The 22,838-nt window shown below is 34.8% G+C and carries 14 protein-coding genes and 11 pseudogenes; 8 read left to right on the top strand and 17 right to left on the bottom strand.

The window, feature by feature from the left end; genetic code table 11:
- Positions 1–13 precede the first annotated feature (13 nt).
- The 5 genes and pseudogenes from ABLO99_RS07120 to ABLO99_RS07100 form a co-directional block, all read right to left on the bottom strand.
- A pseudogene (locus tag ABLO99_RS07120) lies at positions 14–1,113 on the bottom strand (IS110 family transposase); the annotation flags it as partial.
- A 146-nt stretch (positions 1,114–1,259) separates the two neighbouring features.
- A protein-coding gene (locus ABLO99_RS07115) for an IS5 family transposase (protein WP_349967383.1) occupies positions 1,260–2,092 on the bottom strand; the annotation gives its coding sequence in 2 pieces (ribosomal slippage) (positions 1,260–1,726 and positions 1,726–2,092; 834 coding nt in all).
- Positions 2,093–2,182: 90 nt separating this feature from the next.
- A pseudogene (locus ABLO99_RS07110) lies at positions 2,183–3,020 on the bottom strand (IS630 family transposase).
- 138 nt (positions 3,021–3,158) lie between these two features.
- Positions 3,159–4,436 (bottom strand): IS4-like element ISWpi18 family transposase, encoded by a 1,278-nt coding sequence (locus tag ABLO99_RS07105; protein ID WP_349967391.1) that lies wholly within the window; start codon positions 4,434–4,436, stop codon positions 3,159–3,161.
- Between the two features lie 49 nt (positions 4,437–4,485).
- Positions 4,486–5,591, bottom strand: a pseudogene (locus ABLO99_RS07100) (integrase core domain-containing protein).
- A gap of 51 nt (positions 5,592–5,642) precedes the next feature.
- Here ABLO99_RS07100 and ABLO99_RS07095 point away from each other — a divergent pair.
- The 4 genes and pseudogenes from ABLO99_RS07095 to ABLO99_RS07080 all read left to right on the top strand — a co-directional run.
- Positions 5,643–6,467 (top strand): annotated as a pseudogene (locus ABLO99_RS07095) (IS4-like element ISWpi18 family transposase); the annotation flags it as partial.
- A 246-nt stretch (positions 6,468–6,713) separates the two neighbouring features.
- Complete coding sequence (locus ABLO99_RS07090; RefSeq protein WP_349966893.1) at positions 6,714–6,842, top strand: hypothetical protein; 129 nt, start codon at positions 6,714–6,716, stop codon at positions 6,840–6,842.
- A 309-nt stretch (positions 6,843–7,151) separates the two neighbouring features.
- Entirely contained in the window at positions 7,152–9,854 is a 2,703-nt protein-coding gene (locus ABLO99_RS07085) for a hypothetical protein (protein WP_349967389.1), read from the top strand.
- A gap of 388 nt (positions 9,855–10,242) precedes the next feature.
- On the top strand, positions 10,243–11,712 hold the full coding sequence (locus ABLO99_RS07080) for a hypothetical protein (RefSeq protein WP_349967387.1): 1,470 nt from the start codon (positions 10,243–10,245) through the stop codon (positions 11,710–11,712).
- Positions 11,713–12,002: 290 nt separating this feature from the next.
- Here the strand turns inward: ABLO99_RS07080 and ABLO99_RS07075 are convergent.
- From ABLO99_RS07075 to ABLO99_RS07040, 10 genes and pseudogenes are all read right to left on the bottom strand, one after another.
- Positions 12,003–12,588: pseudogene (locus tag ABLO99_RS07075) on the bottom strand (phage terminase large subunit family protein); the annotation flags it as partial.
- Between the two features lie 35 nt (positions 12,589–12,623).
- Positions 12,624–13,124, bottom strand: coding sequence for an ankyrin repeat domain-containing protein (locus ABLO99_RS08735; RefSeq protein WP_410543671.1), 501 nt, complete (start codon positions 13,122–13,124; stop codon positions 12,624–12,626).
- The gene (locus ABLO99_RS08730) at positions 13,108–13,770 is read right to left on the bottom strand and encodes an ankyrin repeat domain-containing protein (RefSeq protein ID WP_410543670.1); all 663 of its coding nucleotides are present in this window, start codon (positions 13,768–13,770) and stop codon (positions 13,108–13,110) included. The genes ABLO99_RS08735 and ABLO99_RS08730 overlap by 17 nt, the downstream gene beginning before the upstream one ends.
- A gap of 57 nt (positions 13,771–13,827) precedes the next feature.
- Positions 13,828–14,052 (bottom strand): ankyrin repeat domain-containing protein, encoded by a 225-nt coding sequence (locus tag ABLO99_RS08725; protein WP_410543669.1) that lies wholly within the window; start codon positions 14,050–14,052, stop codon positions 13,828–13,830.
- Between the two features lie 3 nt (positions 14,053–14,055).
- Positions 14,056–14,528 (bottom strand): annotated as a pseudogene (locus ABLO99_RS07065) (hypothetical protein).
- 13 nt (positions 14,529–14,541) lie between these two features.
- Positions 14,542–15,725, bottom strand: a pseudogene (locus ABLO99_RS07060) (DNA modification methylase).
- Positions 15,726–15,834: 109 nt separating this feature from the next.
- Positions 15,835–16,303 (bottom strand): annotated as a pseudogene (locus ABLO99_RS07055) (crossover junction endodeoxyribonuclease RuvC).
- A 37-nt stretch (positions 16,304–16,340) separates the two neighbouring features.
- Complete coding sequence (gene rhuM / locus ABLO99_RS07050; protein WP_349968511.1) at positions 16,341–16,631, bottom strand: RhuM family protein; 291 nt, start codon at positions 16,629–16,631, stop codon at positions 16,341–16,343.
- Positions 16,632–16,666: 35 nt separating this feature from the next.
- Entirely contained in the window at positions 16,667–17,359 is a 693-nt protein-coding gene (rhuM, locus tag ABLO99_RS07045; RefSeq protein ID WP_349967386.1) for a RhuM family protein, read from the bottom strand.
- A gap of 527 nt (positions 17,360–17,886) precedes the next feature.
- Positions 17,887–18,525 (bottom strand): annotated as a pseudogene (locus tag ABLO99_RS07040) (MFS transporter); the annotation flags it as partial.
- Positions 18,526–18,541: 16 nt separating this feature from the next.
- Here ABLO99_RS07040 and ABLO99_RS07035 point away from each other — a divergent pair.
- The 3 genes and pseudogenes from ABLO99_RS07035 to ABLO99_RS07025 all read left to right on the top strand — a co-directional run.
- A complete protein-coding gene (locus tag ABLO99_RS07035) occupies positions 18,542–19,099 on the top strand; it encodes a GNAT family N-acetyltransferase (protein WP_047759694.1) in 558 nt (185 codons plus the stop codon).
- A gap of 254 nt (positions 19,100–19,353) precedes the next feature.
- On the top strand, positions 19,354–20,283 hold the full coding sequence (locus ABLO99_RS07030; protein ID WP_047759695.1) for an AEC family transporter: 930 nt from the start codon (positions 19,354–19,356) through the stop codon (positions 20,281–20,283).
- A 114-nt stretch (positions 20,284–20,397) separates the two neighbouring features.
- Positions 20,398–20,565: pseudogene (locus tag ABLO99_RS07025) on the top strand (transposase); the annotation flags it as partial.
- Here the strand turns inward: ABLO99_RS07025 and ABLO99_RS07020 are convergent.
- Positions 20,545–20,847: a hypothetical protein gene (locus ABLO99_RS07020; protein ID WP_349967385.1), complete on the bottom strand. Its 303-nt coding sequence runs from the start codon at positions 20,845–20,847 to the stop codon at positions 20,545–20,547. The pseudogene ABLO99_RS07025 and the gene ABLO99_RS07020 overlap by 21 nt on opposite strands.
- Before the next feature lie 108 nt (positions 20,848–20,955).
- Between ABLO99_RS07020 and ABLO99_RS07015 the strand changes: the two are divergent.
- Positions 20,956–21,949, top strand: a pseudogene (locus ABLO99_RS07015) (IS630 family transposase).
- A gap of 42 nt (positions 21,950–21,991) precedes the next feature.
- On the opposite strand, the gene ABLO99_RS07010 reads toward ABLO99_RS07015, so the two are convergent.
- Positions 21,992–22,824, bottom strand: a protein-coding gene (locus tag ABLO99_RS07010) for an IS5 family transposase (RefSeq protein ID WP_349967383.1) whose coding sequence is annotated in 2 segments (ribosomal slippage) — positions 21,992–22,458 and positions 22,458–22,824 — 834 coding nt in all. Because the reading frame shifts where the segments join, the coding sequence is not laid out codon by codon here.
- Positions 22,825–22,838 lie beyond the last annotated feature (14 nt).

Here is a 22,838-nt window from a genome sequence, read left to right as displayed (position 1 = left end):
AAAAGTAAGCCTTCTAAGAAACTCCCTCAACCAGTTCATCTTTTTGAACTAAGATGTAGCCAAATTCCTGTGCTTTTTTGATCAAGTTTTTTTTAACTCTCTCTTTGTAACGTGTTTCATAATAGTTCATTCCTTTTTCAACATATTCTTACCCATACTTTAGCATACTATAAAAAATGCATGCTAGTTTTCTTGCGGTAGCCGTGATTGCTTTTGGTGCACCTAGTCGTCTCTTTATTCTTCTACAGTACGCACCTATTCCGCTGTTGCTTCTTGATACACAGTGAGCAGCTATTCGAAATGCATTTGCAGCACGATTAATGACTTTACGCGTTCTTGTGCTAAACACTTTTTCTCCTGTAATTTTATTGGCAGGGCTAACCACGATGAAAAGTGTTTTTCTGTCCGCCATCTATTAGGGTTTATGCCAGTTTCTGAAATTATTGTTTGTATGGTTACTACATCAAGTCCTGGAACTTTTCCCTACCTGTAATTCTATGCAGTTCTTCGTGTATAGCAAAATTTGGCCTATGTTTTGTAGACTTACGCTTTATTTTATTACATAGCTTGTTCCCACCTGACTTTGTCTCAAATGTTTTATAATATCCTTCAATACTTCTATCACATTCTGCTATTTTTTCCTGATAAATATTGTATAGCTCAAACTCTTGTTTTAGTGTAAACAGGTGTTCCTCTCTATAGTTAATGCTTTTGCAATGGTAGATTTATCATTTTTTATTCGTCCATCTCTTAATTCAGCTAATTTTTCTGGATTTCTTTCACCCTCAAGTATTGCTTTAATAATTTGCATGCCAGTAACTCCTGTTATATCGCTTATCACCTTATGCAATTGAATGCTCATTTGAATTAACGCTTTTTGCATACGTTGAATGTGTGCTGCTGCACTTTTTATTAGGTTATCTCGTTGTCTAGCGTAGCTGCGTAATACACAAATTTGATTATCTGGTCTAAATGCAGTCCATAGCTATGCAGTTGTTGTAACCACTGGCAATCATCAGATTTTCTTCCAGGCACATTCTTAACATATTTTGCGTTTACTAATTTTACTTCAAATCCATATGATTCAAGTACTTGAAACAAGGGGATCCAATACCACTGCCATTAAGTTAAGGGAAAGAGAAGTTAAGATTGGACAAAAAATTTGAAGTGATTGATAATTATGGTAAATACTAGGGTGAATTTTTAAGAAAAGGGAGTCTGAAAAGTGCAAGTTAGAGGTTGTCCACAAACCATTAAATTCAAGCATATTCCCTACTTAACATAACTTTACTCATAGCCAGATATATGAAACTTTCAGTAGATGTTGTAAGTAAATCGTACTCCTTTGATAGCCTTCTATTTCTATTGATCCAAGCAAAAGTCCTCTCTACCACCCACCTTCTCGGTTGTACTGCAAATCCAGGATCCCGTTGTGGCAATAGTTCTGGTGGTGTATCTTTATGCACCCAAAACCTACATGGAGGTCTTTTCACAATTTCAATATCTATCCCATGTTCTTCCTCTATATGGGTTTTTAAATCTTTTCCTTGGTACCCCATATCAGCCCACATTTTCTTAATATTGCTGTATTTTTCTTTCATATTGTCCAATACCATCTTCACCCCATCTCTGTCATTTTCGCTTGCAGCTCCTACATAGCAACCAAGCACAAATCCTTGAGTATCTGTGATTATATGTCTTTTTCTCCCATTTACTTTTTTTGCACCATCATAACCTTTGACCCCCCTTTTTCCGTGATTTTTACCGATTGACTATCCACTATGCATGCGCTTGGCTCCTCACTTCTTCCCATTTTTGACCTACTATATTTAGTGATATCATAGTTCACTTTCTCAAAAATCCTCTGCTTTTTCCATCTTCTAAACTGTTCATGCACAGCCTTCCACAACGGAAAATCGTGTGGTAAATTGCGCCATTGACATCCTGTGCGCAGTACATAAAGAATTGCATTCAGTATCTCACACTTACTGTATTTTGGCGGCCTTCCTCCTTTCTTATACGATACCCTGAAGTGTTTTTCTATTCGGGACCATTCCCTTTTACTTAAATCTGTTGGATATTTTTTCCTCATCTCTTACCTCAATATTCTGCCTTTATATACTACTTATTTCTTGATTTGTGGACAACCTCTTATAGCTCTTTTCATAATAATCCGAAAAGCTTATAGAAAAGCGGAATCAACAGCATGACGAAAAGATGTGAATAGAGGGATGTTTTTCCTAGCTCTGTTTTTTATAGCAAACCAATGATGCTCAATTTTGTTAAAATCGGGAGAATAAGGCGGTAGATATAAAATTTCTGCGCCAACTCCTTTAGCAAATTCAGTAATCTTATTAGACTTATGAAAAGTAGCATTATCAAAGTTTGTCCAGATCGGTGTCAAAAACTGCTCAAACCATTTATTAACATATTACAGTGGCCTTCAAATGTTAACGGAACAACTATTTTTCTGCCGTTTAAGGCTGCAATCACACTGATTCGTTGAATTTTTTTACCAGATTTTAGAGCATAAAACCTCTGTCCCTTCTGGCAATATCCATAAGGGTAGTCCTCGGTGTTATCAATGCCAGACTCATCTATATAAACTAAGTTTTGAGGTTCTTTTGTTGCTATAATTTTCAAAAATTCAGCGCGTTTTTCTTCGTCCCTTTCTTTGTATCCATATGTCTTTTTTTGCGTGTGAGTCCAATTTTTTTAAGAGCTCGATGAATCGTTGGGATACTAACATTGCTCCAAAGCTTAGCCATTTCCGATAGAGTTTTTCCACCATATTTTTTAGCAAATTCAGTAAATTTATTCCAGTCAGTAATTTTGTGATTATAACCTCCATTTCCAAGTTTTTTTGACTGAAAATCTCCTGTTTCTTTTTTTCTTTGCTGCCACTCCCATAACGTAGTTCTTCCAATTTTAAATCTTGCTGCCACTGCTTCTCTGCTTTATCCTTCTTCTAGTGATTCCATTGCTTTTTTTCTTAAATCATAACTATATGCTGCTGGCATACTTACCTTCACTACTATAAAATCTTATTTTACCTCGTTTGTACTATTATGAAAAGAGCTATATTTAAAAAAGTAATAATTGCAGGTTATTTTGCAAAGAATGTACTAATGCAATGATACTGAAAAGATATCTTGAATTTAAAACACATGTTTTCTAGCTCTTTTCTGGTAGTTGAGTGAACGAATATCAGATATCTTATGACGATCAACTCTTCTCCCTTTTCTTACCACTAAAGTGTTCATCAAAAATAACTGTGATAGTCGATCCATAATGCAGTCTATGTCTGACTCTGTAGAAAAAATATCAAAGGCTAAGTTTTTAATCGCATTAAATGAGACAGATTTATTGATGCTTTTTTTTAGTTTACTATTCTGTGCGCTCAATGTCTCTTCATCATCTTCTATCATGATACTTTCTAGATTACTGATGAAGATAGTTGACCAAAAATCCTGCTTGATAGTTTCAATACTTTTTCCTGTGAAATTCTCTAAATTTAATCTTCCCTTCAGCCTAGAAAAAAATGTTTCTACTCCCCAGCGCAAGTAATATAATCTCTCAAACTCTTCGACTGTAAAACTTTGCTCATCTAACAGAGATGTTACTAACACTTCAACTTCTCCAGAAGAAAGTATTATTTTGACTAACCTGAATTTCATCTCATCAGGTAATCCTAGCTTTCGTAGCTGTCTTGCTACTTTAATAGGTGCGGTAGACACTACCACCATACTAGATGGGCTTTCCGGCTTAAACATAGCGTTTATTTCATTGAAAGACGAACTTGGACAGCGAATTATATAATTGATTTTCCTTCCTGTAAGCTCAGCAAGAAATCGATAAGATACGTATCCTCTATCACAGATTAACAAATCGTCTGATTTTATGGATTCAAGCATACCGATCGCTAAATCAACCTCATAGCTGTCACCTCTACTTAGCGCAGATTTTATTGCAATATTATTTAGCACATCGTAGCAAACTTCAAAGGTTGCACTTGTATAGTCTTCAAATCTCTGGATTCCATTCCATACTGCTCTTGAGCCAAACTCGCCTATTATTTTGTCGCTCTTTGGCAGAATCAGTATTGAAGCATCAAATGCAAGTACTCTGAAGCCATGGTGGGTTTTAAATTCCTGATCTTGGTAGTATAGGGAAACTATATCATCATTTAACTCTGAAAACGCAGTATGCTTTAGCTTCTTTCTTGCTTGAGTAAATGCACTTGCCGTAATTGTGTAATCTTTTCTTGTATGCAGAACAAACTCATTAAGCATTACTTGTAATGACTTTACACTCTTTCTAAAAATCAGGAGAAATACATTAATGAAGGGCAGCTTTCTTTTTCGTGAGAAGTCTTTTGAGGATGCTCTGTGTGCGTTTATAAAGTTTAAACTCATCAATTTATTTTTTATAAACATGATTATTCTTTTTTTTACTCATGTCATTACTTCTTTTAATTTGTGGATCTTACCTGATTTTACAATACAGTCCATCACTTTCCCTTAACTTAATGTGTAATAGTTTAGACTTGATCTGACAGGCATGAATTATCTGACAGAAGAATTGAAAACCGATATCAGCATCCTGTTTAATGCTATCAATATTTTTCTGATAAGCAATATGCATACTATCAAAAAAGGTTTGCATAGCCATAGCAATATTTACCTGAATGTGGTCTAGATCTATTGTAAGAATGCACCCAATGGTCTACGTCTAACTGAAGTTCTGCCAAAGAGGTGTAAATTTTCTTTCTAAAGATAATATTGTAACATTCATCTTCTGTGGAACCTTTCACATATGCCATTAGTCTGTGGAGTTGGTTCGAGAATGATCAATATTTTCTACCCCTAAATATAGCTGTGATTTTCAGGTTTGCCACAATACTCTGTACCACGATCCGTCAAAACACGTAGCAATCTGTTCATCAAAGAACGGTACTACCCTATCATTAAGAAGATCTGCAGCTGTGATAGCAGTCCTTTCTGTGTAAAGCTTAGCAAAAGCAACTCTGGAATAGGTATCAACAAAGGTTTGCTGGTAAATTCGTCCAATACCTTTGATATTACCAACATAATAACTGTCTTGGCTACCTAAGTATCCTGGATGCTCTGTTTCAATTTCTCCATGGGCCTCTTTTTCTTCCTTAGCCTTTTCTAGAGCTGTTATCTGTTCTTCTGTTAAAATGATACCATCCTGAGCTACTTTTGCTTCTAATGCCTTTAACCTCTTTTTAAAGTTTTCAAGATCGTTTCTTTGCCACACTGATCTTATTCCACTTGCAGAGATCTCTCTTTTTCAGTTCGTTTGCTGCTCTTTCTTGTCCGTATACTGGAAACTCTATTGCTATTTCAACTACTGCTTTTTCTATATCCTCCGACACTCTATTTGCATACAATGGCTTGCTTTTGCTTATCTCGTGTAAAGCCTCTTCTCCTCCTGTTTCATACAGTTCTTTGAAGCGGTAAAATGTATCCCTTGAATATCCCATACGCCTGTGATACATTTCCTAATTGCTTTGCAAGTTCTAGCAATCCTAACTTTGGTTTTAGTATTTTTTCTTGTGTTGTACTCATATCTGACACTCCTTTAAAATTTGTTTGTATTTTTATCTTACTTTATTAACCTGTCAGATCAAATCTAAACTATTACAGCTAAGTAGAGGTGACAGCTATGAGGTTGATTTAGCGATCGGTATGCTTGAATCCATAAAATCAGACGATTTGTTAATCTGTGATAGAGGATACGTATCTTATCGATTTCTTGCTGAGCTTACAGGAAGGAAAATCAATTATATAATTCGCTGTCCAAGTTCGTCTTTCAATGAAATAAACGCTATGTTTAAGCCGGAAAGCCCATCTAGTATGGTGGTAGTGTCTACCGCACCTATTAAAGTAGCAAGACAGCTACGAAAGCTAGGATTACCTGATGAGATGAAATTCAGGTTAGTCAAAATAATACTTTCTTCTGGAGAAGTTGAAGTGTTAGTAACATCTCTGTTAGATGAGCAAAGTTTTACAGTCGAAGAGTTTGAGAGATTATATTACTTGCGCTGGGGAGTAGAAACATTTTTTTCTAGGCTGAAGGGAAGATTAAATTTAGAGAATTTCACAGGAAAAAGTATTGAAACTATCAAGTAGGATTTTTGGTCAACTATCTTCATCAGTAATCTAGAAAGTATCATGATAGAAGATGATGAAGAGACGTTGAGCGCACAGAATAGTAAACTAAAAAAAAGCATCAATAAATCTGTCTCATTTAATGCGATTAAAAACTTAGCCTTTGATATTTTTTCTACAGAGTCAGACATAGACTGCATTATGGATCGACTATCACAGTTATTTTTGATGAACACTTTAGTGGTAAGAAAAGGGAGAAGAGTTGATCGTCATAAGATATCTGATATTCGTTCACTCAACTACCAGAAAAGAGCTAGAAAACATGTGTTTTAAATTCAAGATATCTTTTCAGTATCATTGCATTAGTACATTCTTTGCAAAATAACCTGCAATTATTACTTTTTTAAATAACTTGCACTTTTCAGACTCCCTTTTCTTAAAAATTCACCCTAGTATTTACCATAATTATCAATCGCTTCAAATTTTTTGTCCAATCTTAACTTCTCTTTCTCTTAACTTAATGGCAGTGGATCTGGTAGGAGGCCAAGAATTATCACATACTCTGGTCCGCAGGAAAGTGTGGCAAGAAGAGAAGATGTAGGTATAAGCAACAAGCTATTTTTTACACATGGTATAGAAATTGGTCTTACTTTACAAAAGGAAGCGTTTAAAACTAGAAATTGGAAAGCCAACGTTAAAGAAAAGTGAGTGTAGAAAAAAAGAAAGTATAAGTTCCATGAAAAATTCTAAAAAAGTGTTCAAAAAAACGTATGCATCAAGTTAGGGGTGAGCTTAGGGAGGTTCATACCTTAAGCTTAGCTTCCTTTTATCAAATTATTCTTGAGAAAGGATTAGACTTTTTTGCTAGTTCCTAGTATATTTTAATTGAATTATTATTTTATTAGAATATATACTAGCATCTAGTTGTGTAGTAAGGCATAATAAGTAATGCTGCTTATTTGATCTGCTAATAGTGAGAATCGGTATAATGTATTTAGTAGTTAATTTGGAGGTGAAATGGATTTTGACGGTTGTGTAGAAGATGGTGCTTTTACAGTAAATTGTCTTGCTGATATCAGAGAAGTAGTAGATTCTTTAAAAAAAAATTATCCAGGTATTCGAAAGTTAGTTATAGACGCGAAGGGAGTAGGGGATGTAAGACGGAAAAAAATTACTCTCTCAGAAATGGAAGCTTTAGCTAGTTTGACGAGTCTTGTAGAGCTTGATTTAAGAAATTGTTCCCCTGCTCATCATAAGGTTTTAGAGTGCTTGGCTAATAGCAATTTGACAAATCTTGAAATTCTCGATGTGTGCAATTTTAAAGTTGGTCATATGGGTGCGAGAGCCTTAGCTAATGGTATGACAAATCTTACTTCACTTACTTTAAGTAGTAATAGTATTGGTAATGAAGGTGTAGAAGCCTTAGCTAGTGGTAATTTGACAAATCTTACAGAGCTTATTTTACATAATTGTAGTATTGGTAATGAAGGTGTAGAAGCCTTAGCTAAAAGTAATTTGATAAATCTTACTTCACTTATCTTAGATAATAATAATATTGGTAATGAAGGTGTAGAAGCCTTAGCTAAAGGTAATTTGGTAAATCTTGAGCATCTTCAATTAGATAATAATAATGATATTGGTGATCGAGGTGCGAGAGCCTTAGCTAATGGTAATTTGATAAATCTTGAATATTTTGCTTTATGTTGCAATCAGATCGGTCCAGAAGGTGTAAGTGCGTTAGCTAGAAGTGTGATGACAAGGCTTGATGAGCTACATTTAAGAGATAATGAGGTTGGTGATGGGGGCGCTTTTGCCTTAGCTAATGGTAATTTGAAAAATCTTAGGCATCTTACTTTAAGTAATTCTGAGATCGGAATGCAAGGTGTGCAAATCTTAGCTAGAGGTAATCTTAGCGGTCTTTTTTCACTTAATTTAAGTCATAATGATATTGGTGATGATGGTGCAAAGGCTTTAGCTCAAGGTAATTTGACAAATCTTATAGAACTTAATTTAGCTGCTTGTGATATCTCTGACATAGGTATAGAATCCATAATTTATGGTAAGGAAGACGAGCACCTCCCTAGTCTTAAAATGCTTACTTATTTTAGTGATACTTCTCTTGATGGAAAGGCAAAGCTGAATAGTATTAGTGATTGTGCAATTTCAAGATTGCGTAGTGTTGGTATTGGTAATATGGTACCTTATCAAGGAAGTGTAGGAACTTCTCATCGATGTTATCAGGCAAATGTGGCAACTTCTTCCGGTTTTGGTGAATCGTATGGAGAAAGTGCAATGGCTTTACCTCGTCATACTCAAGTGAGTACGAGAGCTTCAGAATCCGTAGGTCAAGCTGATAATAGGCCAAATTCAAATTTTAGTCTTTATCAACATCATCCGGCAGGTGCGGTAGCCTCTCATAGTTATGGTGCATTGCGAGGATCCAGTGGCAGCCAGCATGGTCCAAACTCTAACTTTAGTCAGTATGCACAAAAAGGTTCAAAAGCCTCTTCTAACCTTAGTAAAGTAACGAAGAAAACGGCTCATAAGCTTAAGAATAGGACTCTGTATAATCTTTACCCTAGTCAAGCGACTATGGGAACTTCAGGATCTGCAAGTCAAGTCGATAATCAGCACAGTCATTACCAATCTTATCAAGGAAGCGCAGAGGCTTCTTCTAGTTATCAACATCGTCCGGCAGGTGCGGCAGCCTCTCATAGTTATGGTGCATTGCGAGGATCCAGTGGCAGCCAGTATGACCCAAACTCAAACTCTAACTCTCATTATCATCAAGCAGGTGTATCAGTCTCTTCTGATCGTGGTGGACCGTATGAGGGTATTATGCATAAATCTAAAGCTGATGGAGCGGATCGTGAAAATTTAAACACTCCAGATCCATATGAAGTCTTAAGAAATCAAGATAGAGCTCTTGCTGAAACTCCTGCGCTTTTTCAATTTGATTCGTGGGAGACTTCGCAATCTGTAAACCAAGGTGGAGTCGTGCAATATTCAGGAAGTAAAGATAGGGTTACTGATACTCCTATGACTGCATTTTCTAGAAGATTTGGTAATATAAATCCTGGATCTTTCCCTAGTAATGAAGATGTTGAGAAACAGTTAAGTAGTCTGAGTGATCATGATATGGAAATTTTGCAGCCTGTAGATCAATGTAATAGTGGGCTGGACCCAAATTCTAATCGTCAATTTTATCCAGTGGCTTCTGGTTCTAAAGACTTAAGTCATGGAGGTCCGAGTAATCCTGCTTATCAACAGAACGTAAGCACACATTCTGGTCCTTACTTGATGCATGGAGGGAGTAGGATGGCTCGGCAAGATCCTTGTAGTAATAGAATGGGTGCGAGATCACAGCCATCTTTGGAAAGTCAGCATGGTCCTATTCGCGTAGGAGGTGATGGAGAGTGGGCTCCTTTACTTCCCGCTATGCATTCACTACAAAAAATGCGAGCCCTATTTGGAGGTGTAGATGTTAATGCACAAGCGGCAGCCTCTCATAGTTATGGTGCATTGCAGGGATCCAGTGGCAGCCAGTATGACCCAAACTCTAATTCTAGTTATGGTAGATCGTATGGAGAGGGTGCAGTGGCTTTGCCTGGATACAGTCAAATGAGTATGGAAGCTTCAGAATCCGTAGGTCGAGCTGATCATCTGCCAGATTCAAGACTGAGTGATATAAACGTACACAAATCGGGGGTGAATAGATAAAACTATTGAGGTATTTTCTATTAAGTTGGTAGGCAAGAGTTTTTCTTGTTAATTTTTACTCATGTGTTAACTGCGCAGCTACTCAGGAGGAAAGCAAATAAAGAAAATTCATGCAGCAATAGGATGTCAGTTTTAGTGAAGTTTATGGAAGTGTCAAGTTCAATGGAAGAAAAGAAAATATAAGTTTTGGGTATATGTACTACTTAGCACTCTAAGTCATAATTGCAGGTTTATTCTATCAGGTAGGTTAAAAGAAAGTTTATGTAAACACCTGAACTTACTACAGAAACTCAAACATTGCAAAATAGTAAAAATATTATGTCAAAATTAACTTGACTCATATTATATATTGTACATAATATATCATCTATCTAGGCTAGGGGGCAGTATGGGTACAGAGTTAATAAAACATGTTGTAAGCGAACAAGAGCATAAGAGAGGAATAAGTACTGAGCCAGGATGGCCAAAAATTGAGTGTAATAGCGATGAAGAGCCAACTTCTGAAAATGACGTAGCAGATTTAGATGATTATAGTTTGTTTGCCCAAGGAATAAGTAATCGTCCGGAATGTTATGACCTTGATCAGAGACATGAAACTGGGAAGATTGCTGACACATGTGTAAAACATACATTGTCGTATCAAAGTGAAATTGATAATAGCTTAACTGATGATAGTGATTTATACTGGAAAAGATATGGGCATTACTCTATTAGTCCAAGAGACTCTGCTTTAATTAAGCTAGATCTACCACTGACTAAGAGTGAGAAAAGTCTAGTTGATGAATTTCGTAAAGAGTTAAAAGATATAGTAGCAAAAGGCTATAGGGGTAAGCATGAAAATTTTACAAACACTGATTTAGAACGTATAGAATGCATAACAAATAAATATTTGCAAAAAGGGATAAGGCTCAATTCAAAATGTAATGATGATGGATATACTATAACAAGTTTAATTTTTAAGGAAATAAGAAATATCCCTGATAGAATACGACAGCATAAGGGATTACCACCTTATGAGAATTTATCAGACGATAGTGAGACTATAACAAGTTTAGTTTCTAAGGGAATAAGAGGTATTCCTACCTACGAAGGTGTATCAGATGACAAAAATATAGGTGTTATACGCAATATCATGAATAATTTACTATTAAAAGGTGGAAGAGTAAAATGCAGTTCCTTTTACAACAATAGGTTATTGTATGCAACTTATGGGTTCAGTTATGAGATTTTTGCAGAACGTGAAGAAATCGATAACAAGCTAAAAAGCGTAGCATATGAAGGTATTATAAACAGTAGTGCCAAAGGCAAAGCTTTACACACAGAGATGGATAATAGATATTTTTATATAAAATATTCGCAAGATAGCACTGTTGAGGCTGCAAAAGTTATAAATAATCCAAAAGTGAAAGATTTAAGTTTTAGACACCATATATTTCATATTGGAGAGAGTATAGTAAGAGTTGAAAATGTAGGAGGAAAAAGAAATTATACAGATGTCTTAGGAGGTGGCATTGAAATGTCCTTTATCACTGAAGTAGGCAAGATTAGTATTCATCTATGTCCTAGTGCTGAATATAGTAATATAATAGAAGTAAAGCTTGATGGAGAGAGCCAGGAAAAATTTGACAAATTAAAAGGTCAATCAAGTTTAGGGGAAAATTGCCTTTTAGGAGGAAAAAGCATTCTACAAGCTGTAAAAGATGGAAATTTTGAAAGAAATGTATCTATAGAGTCAAGTGAAACTATTAAGCAATTAGATTGTGTAGTAAAGGAATCAGATGCTCCGTTTACTCTTATGAGGCCAATTGATAGTTTAGACCAGCTGCAAAATTCGAAAGAAATAGTAGTGTGTTCATAAAGTCAACTAAAATTATTAAACAAAAAGAAGGTTTTGGCGGGGTAAAAAAAATTGATGTATTTTCAAAGCAAGGAGAAATAGCATGAGGATTTAGAAAAGTTCAGTTAATAATTAAAAGATCATTTTAAAGAAATTATTTTCCTTTCTTGATATTTATTCCTTTTTAAACATAGCCTTTCGTGTTGGATTCAGAAAAGACTGGCTGCTCCACACTTTCTACTTTTTCGAGTTTTGATTGAAGGGCTGTCAGGGACATTTAGCTCTTACGCAATAACTTTGGAGTTCTGGAATCGTTTCATATGTAAGTTTAAACTATTACAACTGAGCAGTACTGGATCTCCTTCACCTCCTGAATCTCCTGGATAGGCATCTATTTCATCAAGAAAGAGATATTTTACTGGCATAGATCTCAGTGCTACACTGCTATTTGCTCCGGTTATTACTACTATTCCACCTGGAAATTCCTTACTTTGTACAGTATTGCCTGAGTCTCTTGACCTTGGGTCTTTTACTTTACTCTTTAAACATGGCGTACTCTCTATTAACGGCGCAAATCTTCCTTTTGACCAACGCTTTCCCATTTCAACTGTTGGCTGTACTACCAGCATTGGACCTGGTGTTTGATCGATAATATAGCCTATCCAATTATTTCCTGCTTCTGTTCCTCCAATCTGCGCTCCTTTCATGAATACTACTTTTTCTGCTGGTGAGGACGGAGATCATGATTTCTTTTAAATAAGGAGTTCTTTCCGTTCTCCATTTTCCTGGCTCTGATGCTGCAGTTGCTGCTAAAACTCGATACTCATTTGCCCACTCTGACACTTTAAGCGACGAATCTGGTCTTAAACCTTCAGAAAAAGATGTGGCGTATATCATATCACTAGCTCTTCACCATCATTAGATAACATCACTTAAATTAGGACTACTTGTTTTCTCACTTTCAAGTTCAGTAAACATTTTTTTTCAAGCGCTTCTTCTATATACTTTTGAATTAAATTACTCATTGCTATTGCAGCTATAAGCGCAACTATTCCCACCATTACCACAGCTATAATGTTAGGGTAAATTCCTACTATTGCTATTGCGCATACTGTTATAGAAACACAGATAATACTGCTATATTTCTTTATTTTTTTATCTGCTATTTTTCTTTCTTCAAAATACTTGTTGCTCAATAAATGAAATGTCGGAAAGTTGTCATTTTTTCCAAATAAAACTATATCCTTTTCTTTGCTTAGTAACTTTATCAGTTTTACGTTATTTGTTGTTATTGCGTACTGAAAAACATCTGTAGCATCTGCTCCTTTCTTTAGCAGTAATTTTACTATATTAAAATGCCTATTTATTGCCGCAAGATATATCACTGATTCTCCTTTATTGTTTAAAATATCTACTTCAACTCCCTCTTCCAAAATCGCTTCTAGGAACTCCTCGTATCCTTTTTTTTGCAGCTAAATGAAGTAAACTGTTCTTCTCTACTCCATACCTATTACTTATTAAAGCTTTTACTATTTCAGATTTTTTCTCTTCTTTCGCATAACAAAATGGTGTCTTGCCATTATCATCTTTAATCAAAGGATCTATGTCTTCTCGGGTTAGTAATACTTCTACTGTTTTAAGTCTTTCAGCGTAATGTAGTGGTGTTTTATTTTCATAGTCTTGTAAATTAACTCCAGCATTAGGAACATTTATTAAGCATCTTACAATATCTAAACATAAGTCTTTTTCGTCATAATTACTACTACTTATAGCTACATGCAAAGAAGATAATTTCATTGCATTTCTGCCGCTACCAGCTATGTTAACATTTGCACCAAGATTTGAAAGTAATTTTACTACTTCTAGCTTCTTGTTGTTTACTGCATAATGCATTGCTGCATGATTTCTCACGTCAAGAACATCCTTATCCGCGTTTCCTTCTCTAATTAAAATTTCTACTATTTCTTCATGCTCAGCTCCTGATGCTAAGTGTAACGGTGTATGTAGTAAAGCATTCTGCTCATTAACATTAACCCCTTTGTTGAGTAAAAACCTTACAGCATTTGCTTCATTCAACATCGCAGCTAAGTGCAGTAAGCTATCTTCCTCTGATCCGTATTTGTGATTGATTAATGCTTATAATATTTCTTCTCTTGCACAATCCAGGGCACTTTTACCATCATCATCAGTAATTAGTGGATTAATATTTTTCCTATTTAGCAAGAGAGCAATCATACTAAGCTCGTTAATTTCTACTGCATAATGTAGTGGAGTTTTCCCATTTAATCCTCTAACATTTACATCCACTCCTTGTTGATTAATAAGACACTTTATTAATTCTAAACTTAAGTTAGCAGACATTATTTAAAACTTAATATTAGATAATTCTTCAAGTGAGTTTGTAATCTCTTCAGTTAGCGCCATATGAATCTTTTCAGTGTCACTCAGTGATGCAAGTAGTGCTGAAACTCTATTTGGAATATTAAGCAAATTATTACGGACAACCCTTGCTACATTAAATGCATCGCGCTTTACTTCTTCTACTGCTACAAGTTCTCCTATCTCAGCTTTAGCTTTTGCCTCAAGAAGTTTACCTCGTTCCATTTCATTTTTTATTCGAGTTTTTAGCAACATTGTAGAAAGATTAGTTGTGTTTTCTGGATTTTTCCTCCTCAGTGGCTGACTTGGATCTCGTATTGCTGCCACCGCTTCATTTGCTTGTTCTCTATTTACCAAACCATTCTCCAACTCAATTATTCCTTTTTTACTAAATAACAGACATATTACTTTGAAACTCCTATCTCTCTTGCCCATTCTGTTTGTGTGATCTTTTCCACTTTTTTTGCCCCTTTATTGCTGTTTTTCTTCTTGAATTTGTGCAAAAGTTTTGTCAGTACCAGAAAGAATTGCCTTCCTACCTGTGTATATTTGCCAACGTTTTATGGTTACATCTACAAATTTAGCTCTATTGTCCTACAAATTCTTCCTGTTCTCTCACATGCAATCAGTGTACTTCCAGAACCGCTAAATGGATCAAGTACTATGTCTCCTGATCTGCTGCTGTTTACTATTGCTCTCTCCATTAGCTCTACTGGCTTCATTGTTGGGTGCAGTGAGTTATTTATCATAAAACCAGAGGTCACTTTCTCCATGCCACTCACGTTTATTGCCCCTTTTCCATCCATAGAGCATTGCTTCGTATTGTCTTTGATAATCAGATCTGCCTAGCGTAAAATGATTCTTTGCCCAAATGATAAATGTTGACCATTTTCCTCCTGCCTCCTCAAATACTTTTTGCAACGTTGAAAACTCTGATGATGATATGCAGATGTAAATTGCACCTTTTGTATATGCTAAAATATGGGAACAGATGCCATAGAGAAAAAGCTCATACTTTTCACCTTGTTTAATATCTTTTTGTCTTAGCTACTACCATAATCAACGTTATATGGAGGATCACAAACAGTAATGTCTGCCATTTTATCATCTAATACTGCTTTAAATGATTCAACTACAGAGCTATCACCACAATAGATTCTATGATCACCTAAAATCCAAAGATCACCTGGTTTTGTTATTTCTACTTTTTTGTCATCAACAACTAAGTCAGAAAGATCTTCTTTTTCACCATCTAAATCATCAAGAAAGTTTTGAACTTTTTCCAATTCAAATCCAGTCATTTTAAGATCAAACTGCAAATCTTCTAACTCTTGAATTTCTACCTTTAAAAGATCATCATCCCACTTTGCCCAGTTAGCTGATTGATTTGCCAGTAATCGAAAAGCTTTGGTTTGTGGTTCATTTAGATTATCACTTAAGACCACTGGAATACTCTCCATACCGAGTTTTCTTGCTGCTTTAAGTCTTAAATGACCATCAACCACAGTGCCATCGCTTTTTGCAACTATTGGTATACGAAAGCCAAATTCCCTGATTGAAGCACACATTTTGTTGACCACATCGTCATTTTTACGTGGATTACGCTCATATTCAACTAGGCTTCGAGTAGGATAATAGTGGATTGCTAAATTCATATAATTGCTATACTAATTAAAAAGTTAATATTCAAAATATATCTGACGCTAAAGAAGGCCTTGGGTCAAACCCACCAAGTCCGCCAGCCTGGCCGAAAGGACCCACTTCCTATGTGTTATCTAGTATATTAAAATCTTTACTAAAATTATTAACGTAAAACATCAATGCCAAAGCATCTGCTTCGTTATCATCTCGAGGTGAAAAACCTTTTTCACGTATCGCTTCAATAACTTCACTTTTGCTTGCATTACCATTACCAGCTATAAAGCGTTTGATAGTTTTAACATTAACACCTTGGTAGGGAATATTGTTCTCTTCACACCAAGCAGACAGCACTGCAAGGAAACCACCGTAGCAATGCGCAGCATCAGTTCCAAGGTGTCTTCTTACTTCCTCAAAATACACTGCTTCAATATCTGAAAATCTTTCCCTCATCTCATTGAGTCACCTACGAAAACTTAAGAACACCTCCACTGAAACGGCTACCATGAAAGTTTTCACTACCACTTTGAATTACTCCATCTGTAAGAATTGCCCAGCCTGTTTGTTTGCCGAGGTCGAGTGTTAGGATTGACATATTTTCTTTTTTGTATACTTATAGACCTTTAGTTTTTCTACTTATAAGGAGATTTCTTAATTAGAGTTTTCTTTCTATTTTCTTCTACCAATTTATCAAAGTCTGACTTGTATGATTTATCTTGTGTTTTTCTGAATTCTTTATATTCTTCTGCAGCTAAGGCAATTGCTACCTCATGAGAAACTTTACCGCAGTTCTTTAATATCTCTTGCTCATTAAATCTTAAAAATGCATCAAGCTTTTCCTTCCAATCTTTCATATACATTACCTTACCTCGAGCAGCTTGAAACTCTGCGTGGTCTATATACATATTCACTATCTTATTCAGTTGAGCAATTTCATTTCTATCTAAGTAGTTTCTTGCTATATGTGTATCAGAAAGAAATATTTCCCTTTAGGTGCTTTTCGCCAATTTGTTAGGCCCATATTTGGTTTATTTCTATTTGCTCTATTTGTTATAATTTCCGCTGCTGTATTCCCGGTAATGGCAAAATGCAATTTGTTCTGTACTACAGCAAAGAAATTTTTCGTTTCAATTGCACAATTTGAATAATCTACTGAAGTTGCATAAATATCTGTAATTTTCTGGTAAGCCATACGATCACTAGCTCGAATTTCTCTTATTTCTTCAACTAGCTCGTCAAAAAACCTGGCATCAAATTTTGTACCATTTTTAAACCTGTTACTATCTATTGCAAAGCCTTTAAAAATGTACTTCTTTAGTTTATCGGTTGCCCATGTACGAAAAGCTATGCCACTAACACGATAGCCTACTGATATAACAGCTTCTAAATTGTAGAACACTACATTACGTTTTACCTCTCTTTCTCCCTCTTTTTGAATTATCGAAAATTCTTCGGTAGTTGAACTTTTATCTAACTCTTTACTTAGATAAATATTCTTTAGGTGCAATGAAATATTATCACTTGAACTACCAAATAGCTCAGCTATATGTTTTTGTGTAAGCCACAGATTGTCATTTTCAAACCTGACCTCTATATGTACCTTTCCATCTTCTGTCTCATAAAATAAGATTTCATTGTTATCTGGTTTCATACATCTTTTCAAATTGTTATCTGCTTTAAGTAGCAATTTTATTTGAAAGAGATTTCCATACTCTGTTCTTGGATTGCTTTTATCATAAAGTTTTAAGCTTATATAATATATATTCAGGATTTGAAAAATTTTTGTCCAAAAAATCTTCTTCTTAAATAAACTTTTTAGAAAAAACTTTGTTAAAAATCAGTAAACAAGCATTGTATAATTATTGGTCAAGACTTTCAGATTTCTATCTTAACTATTTAAATAGTCTATTATGTTATTATGGTGTGGTAAGCATCGAACAGGCAAAATCTGTCAAACCAAAAAGAAACTCCCTAATTTAAGTTTTTAGTAATTTGTTGGTATAATTGCGTAGGAAGCACTTCTGCAGTTATGACCGATATCCCAATGGTGCCACAGTGCCCGTTGGTTAGCATGGTTTTGAAGGTGAAGGTTAAACCATTGATGGAGTCTATTCAGACTACCTCGTTTAGGAGAGTGCCTTAATTTTACCGTCTCAAGCTGAAGCGCTTCTTCAATGATAAATTATATACTAAAGATATAACCATAAATTTTGAACTCGATAATAATTTTTTGTAATCTTTCATCATTTTTTTTAGACTAAAAATATCACGGTCCTTTTTTGTTTCTGGTAACAGAAAAAGCAGCAAAACCCAAGAGATTAAACAAAGTATTGCAACACTTGCATAGTTGCCACGCCACCCAACAATTTCGTTAATGAAACTGCCTAACACTGGTGCAATTGCCATGACAACTGTTAGAACAGAATTCATGATCCCGATAAATTTCACCGCTTTGTCACCTTTATAGCTGTCTGCAATAATTGCAAACACAACTACAGATGTGCTTACACCAATGCCTTGAATAAAGCGGGAGATTAGAAGATAAAAAACTGACGGTGCAACAACACAACCAACAGCACCAATTAATAGAAAAGTATTACCTATGATCATAATTCTCCTTCTGCCATAGCATTCGGATAATGGACCAAAAAACAACCCTCTTATGCAAAAGCCTAAAAAATTATAGGCGATAGTTAATTGAATTGTGCCTTCTGATACATTAAAATAGCGTACTATATCTGGAAAGCTAGGTATAGAAATGTCAATTTCAATAAATTTGGCAATTAGAGATAGGATTAATAGAAAGGGTAGTAACATTTGAGATTTTTAATTAATGAATAAAAATATCACATTTAAAACGTTGAAAGAAGAACATTTTTTACTGTTATTAAAATGGTTAGAAACACCTCACGTAAAGCTATGGTGGGATGCGGATATAAATTGGACACCAGAGTTAATTGAGAAAAAATATAGCAACTACGTTAAAGGATTCAAATGTTTGAAATTTGAGACACAAATTATTGAAAAACCGATGCATGCATTCATTATTAATTGTGACGGAGTTGATATTGGTTATATTCAATACTATAACAAACATGATTTTCCACCTGAGCAGGGCTACGATACTTCTGAGCTTCCAGAAAGCTGTGCTGCTATAGACTGGTATATCGGAGAGCTGGATTATGTGGGCAAAGGCATTGGTCCACAAGCTTTGAATATATTTTTAAACGAATTTGTCTTTAAAATTTTTGAAAATGCCTTTGTCGACCCAGATACAGCGAATGTTCGTGCAATCCGTGTTTACGAAAAAGTTGGCTTTAAAAAAATTAGGGAAAGCAATGGTGCGATTTTAATGATTAAGGTAAGAATTCCTGAGAACCACGCAAGATGAGTGTTTTTTCAACGGTCCACCTAAATTATTACAAGTGGTTTATAAAAATATACAAGAAGCTTTATACAAACTTAACATAATTTTATTATGAAAATATTATTCTTAAGTCCTATATAAAAACAAATTTTGGCACTAAGTGAATCTTTTTTTATTAACTATGAGCTGGATAAATTGGAAAATAAATTTTATTTACTTTTATAATACCTTAAGATCTAATATCACTTTATCAATCAAAAGTATCACGATAGGCTAGTATGTTCCTTACTCTTTTTCTAAAAATATTGCCTATTTATATTACAATGTTTATTGGTTATTTAGCAGGAAAATACCTTAAAATTGATAGAAATACTATATCTCAAATACTCTTTTATATAGCTAATCCAATAGTGATTTTATATGGAGTATCTCATACAGAAGTTAATTTAAAAGTAATTTCTCTGCCGATTTTGATATGGTTTATAGGTAGCACTATGTCCTTATCAGTGTATTATCTTTCTTCTTTTTTGTTTAAGGACAACACGAGAAACATATTAGCATTTAGCTCAGGTAGCACAAGTATGGGTTATTTTGGCCTGCCGATTGCCATGGCTTTATTTGATGAAGATTCAGTGTCTGTGTATGTTGTCTGTTATATAGGAATGGCACTGTTTGAAAATAGCTTAGGATTTTATATAGCTGCAAATGGTATCTATACCGCAAAAGAATGTGTATTAAAGTTACTCAAACTTCCTTCGTTATATGCGATGATTCTGGGCTTTTTTTTAAGTATATACGATATACAAATACCTACCTTTTTAACAGATGTTATGATAAATATCAGAAGTACATTTATTACATTAGGAATGGTGCTACTTGGAGTAAGTGTTGCACAAATTACAAATTTTAAAGTAGATTGGAAGCTTGCTTTGACCACTATTGTAGCAAAGTATATATTCTGGCCATTATTTGTCTTAGGAATTGTTCTACTAGACAAAAATGTTGTAGGTATATACGATGAAAGCATATATAAAGCACTGATATTGCTAGCTATTATTCCAGTTTCTGGATCTAGTGTAATACTTGCTAACATTTTAAATTATCAACCAGATAAAGCTACTTTATTGCTCCTAATTAGTACTGCAGTGGGACTATTTTATGTTCCACTTATAATATCATTATTTTTTACTAAACTTGTCCTTTTTTGATCAAAAATTTAAGCGCCAGGACTATTGATAAAACTTGAATTTAGACTAGACTTCTTGGATAATCATATAAGAACCTGTTAAGAATCTCTAGATGATGAGGTAAAATAAGCATAGATTAAGAATGAGGTATATCTATGCAAAACAAGTGATATAAGTCGAGGGCAATTTGAAAAAATCAGGCTAATTCTGGAGAGCAGCAGGAAGAAAACAAGACCAAGAAAAGTTGATTTGTATGGCATATTTTGTGGAGTGCTATACATTCTAAAAAGTGGTTGTAAGTGGACCAAAAGATGGGTTATTTTTTGATTCATCTGAAGCAATATTTTTAATTAACAATTCCACTGGTTTGCGAAACACACACTGAGGAAGTGTGTTACTTTTTGATTTACCTAAAATAAGACCTTTAGTTATAAGATTAACGAAAAATCCTTCTTCCTTACTATTAGCTGAAATATAATTTATTACTCTAGATACAGCATCCATCGCTAACTTCTCAATCCCCCTCTTCCAAGAAATATCCATAACCTTAGTCATTTGTTCCTCAAAACTTTGAAAAATTTCCAAGCCAGCATCTACTAAAATTTTTCTTATACCAATTCCCGCTATACAAAGAACAGATAGATAATAATGGGAAAGAAGTCATACTAAAGTAAGTGAAATAGCGAGGTTTAAATGGCATTAAGATCAAAACTATTAGACGAAAAAGTTGTAAATTTGGCGAAAGAAATGTTAAAAAAGGTCAGAAATAACGCATATGTTTCAAAAAAGTTACAAGCGGTGATAGCAGGAAAAGAAAGTAGTATAAGCGCTGTGGCAAGAATATGTAAAATTTCAAGGACTGCTTTGACTGAATGGATAAAGCATCTAAAATTTGGTAGAGTAGAAAAATTATTTGCCCCGTCTCAGCGGCGAAGAAAAAGCAAATTAAACAAAAATCAACGTGAGCAAATTGAAATATGGGTAGAAAGAAATCCAAATATTACTATTAAGGAAGTGCAAATAAAAATCTCAGAGGAATTTGGCCTAAACATCAGCAAATCAACAGTGCACCGTGAGATACAAAGGATTTACATAACACCGAGGCCAATGCACCATAAACAAGATAAAAATAAGCAAGAAGAGTTTAAAAGATACTTCAATAAAATAGTCAATTCCCACCCTAAAAAGGAGGTGTTTTTTTGATGAATCACGATTTGGAACTCATTCAAAAATCGGACACGGATAGTTTAAAAAAGGGTTCAGAACGCAGGTTAAAATGAAAATTGGTAGACAAAATTTCTATATCTACAGTGCGGTAAATCCAAGAAGTGGTAAGAAAATTAGCCTACTTGCTCCATATGTAAACACTGATTGTATGAATATATTTCTGGAGCAGATGTCGAAAGATTTAGGCACGAAAGAAGCCTTTCTTGTAATGGATTGTGCAAGTTGGCATAGATCAAAAAGTTTGAAAATTCAGGAAAACATTACCATTATATACTTGCCTCCTTATTCACCGGAACTAAATCCTGTTGAAAGGTTGTGGCAATATATCAAATACAATACTTTACGCAATAGTATCTACGATACCATAGGTTTACTTGAAGATGTTTTGTGTAATTTTATTGTCAATATTTCCAGCACTACTATTAAACGAGTTTGTAATGTTTCTTATTTGTTCGCTTAGTAATGGATTTTGGTATTAGAGGTTGTCCACAAACCATTAAATTCAAGCATATTCCCTACTTAACATAACTTTACTCATAGCCAGATATATGAAACTTTCAGTAGATGTTGTAAGTAAATCGTACTCCTTTGATAGCCTTCTATTTCTATTGATCCAAGCAAAAGTCCTCTCTACCACCCACCTTCTCGGTTGTACTGCAAATCCAGGATCCCGTTGTGGCAATAGTTCTGGTGGTGTATCTTTATGCACCCAAAACCTACATGGAGGTCTTTTCACAATTTCAATATCTATCCCATGTTCTTCCTCTATATGGGTTTTTAAATCTTTTCCTTGGTACCCCATATCAGCCCACATTTTCTTAATATTGCTGTATTTTTCTTTCATATTGTCCAATACCATCTTCACCCCATCTCTGTCATTTTCGCTTGCAGCTCCTACATAGCAACCAAGCACAAATCCTTGAGTATCTGTGATTATATGTCTTTTTCTCCCATTTACTTTTTTTGCACCATCATAACCTTTGACCCCCCTTTTTCCGTGATTTTTACCGATTGACTATCCACTATGCATGCGCTTGGCTCCTCACTTCTTCCCATTTTTGACCTACTATATTTAGTGATATCATAGTTCACTTTCTCAAAAATCCTCTGCTTTTTCCATCTTCTAAACTGTTCATGCACAGCCTTCCACAACGGAAAATCGTGTGGTAAATTGCGCCATTGACATCCTGTGCGCAGTACATAAAGAATTGCATTCAGTATCTCACACTTACTGTATTTTGGCGGCCTTCCTCCTTTCTTATACGATACCCTGAAGTGTTTTTCTATTCGGGACCATTCCCTTTTACTTAAATCTGTTGGATATTTTTTCCTCATCTCTTACCTCAATA

Source organism: Wolbachia endosymbiont of Armadillidium arcangelii (assembly GCF_040207875.1).
Lineage (GTDB): Bacteria > Pseudomonadota > Alphaproteobacteria > Rickettsiales > Anaplasmataceae > Wolbachia.
This window is presented reverse-complemented; position numbering and strand designations above follow the sequence as displayed.

What these genes read in the sequence shown, in the direction of transcription:
- ABLO99_RS07105 (WP_349967391.1), bottom strand. Translation starts at nt 4,436, where the DNA reads ATGTTTATAAAAAATAAATTGATGAGTTTAAACTTTATAAACGCACAC.
- ABLO99_RS07085 (WP_349967389.1), top strand. Translation starts at nt 7,152, where the DNA reads ATGGATTTTGACGGTTGTGTAGAAGATGGTGCTTTTACAGTAAATTGT.
- ABLO99_RS07080 (WP_349967387.1), top strand. Translation starts at nt 10,243, where the DNA reads ATGGGTACAGAGTTAATAAAACATGTTGTAAGCGAACAAGAGCATAAG.
- ABLO99_RS08730 (WP_410543670.1), bottom strand. Translation starts at nt 13,770, where the DNA reads ATGTTGAATGAAGCAAATGCTGTAAGGTTTTTACTCAACAAAGGGGTT.
- ABLO99_RS08725 (WP_410543669.1), bottom strand. Translation starts at nt 14,052, where the DNA reads ATGTCTGCTAACTTAAGTTTAGAATTAATAAAGTGTCTTATTAATCAA.
- rhuM (WP_349967386.1), bottom strand. Translation starts at nt 17,359, where the DNA reads ATGAAACCAGATAACAATGAAATCTTATTTTATGAGACAGAAGATGGA.
- ABLO99_RS07035 (WP_047759694.1), top strand. Translation starts at nt 18,542, where the DNA reads ATGAATAAAAATATCACATTTAAAACGTTGAAAGAAGAACATTTTTTA.
- ABLO99_RS07030 (WP_047759695.1), top strand. Translation starts at nt 19,354, where the DNA reads ATGTTCCTTACTCTTTTTCTAAAAATATTGCCTATTTATATTACAATG.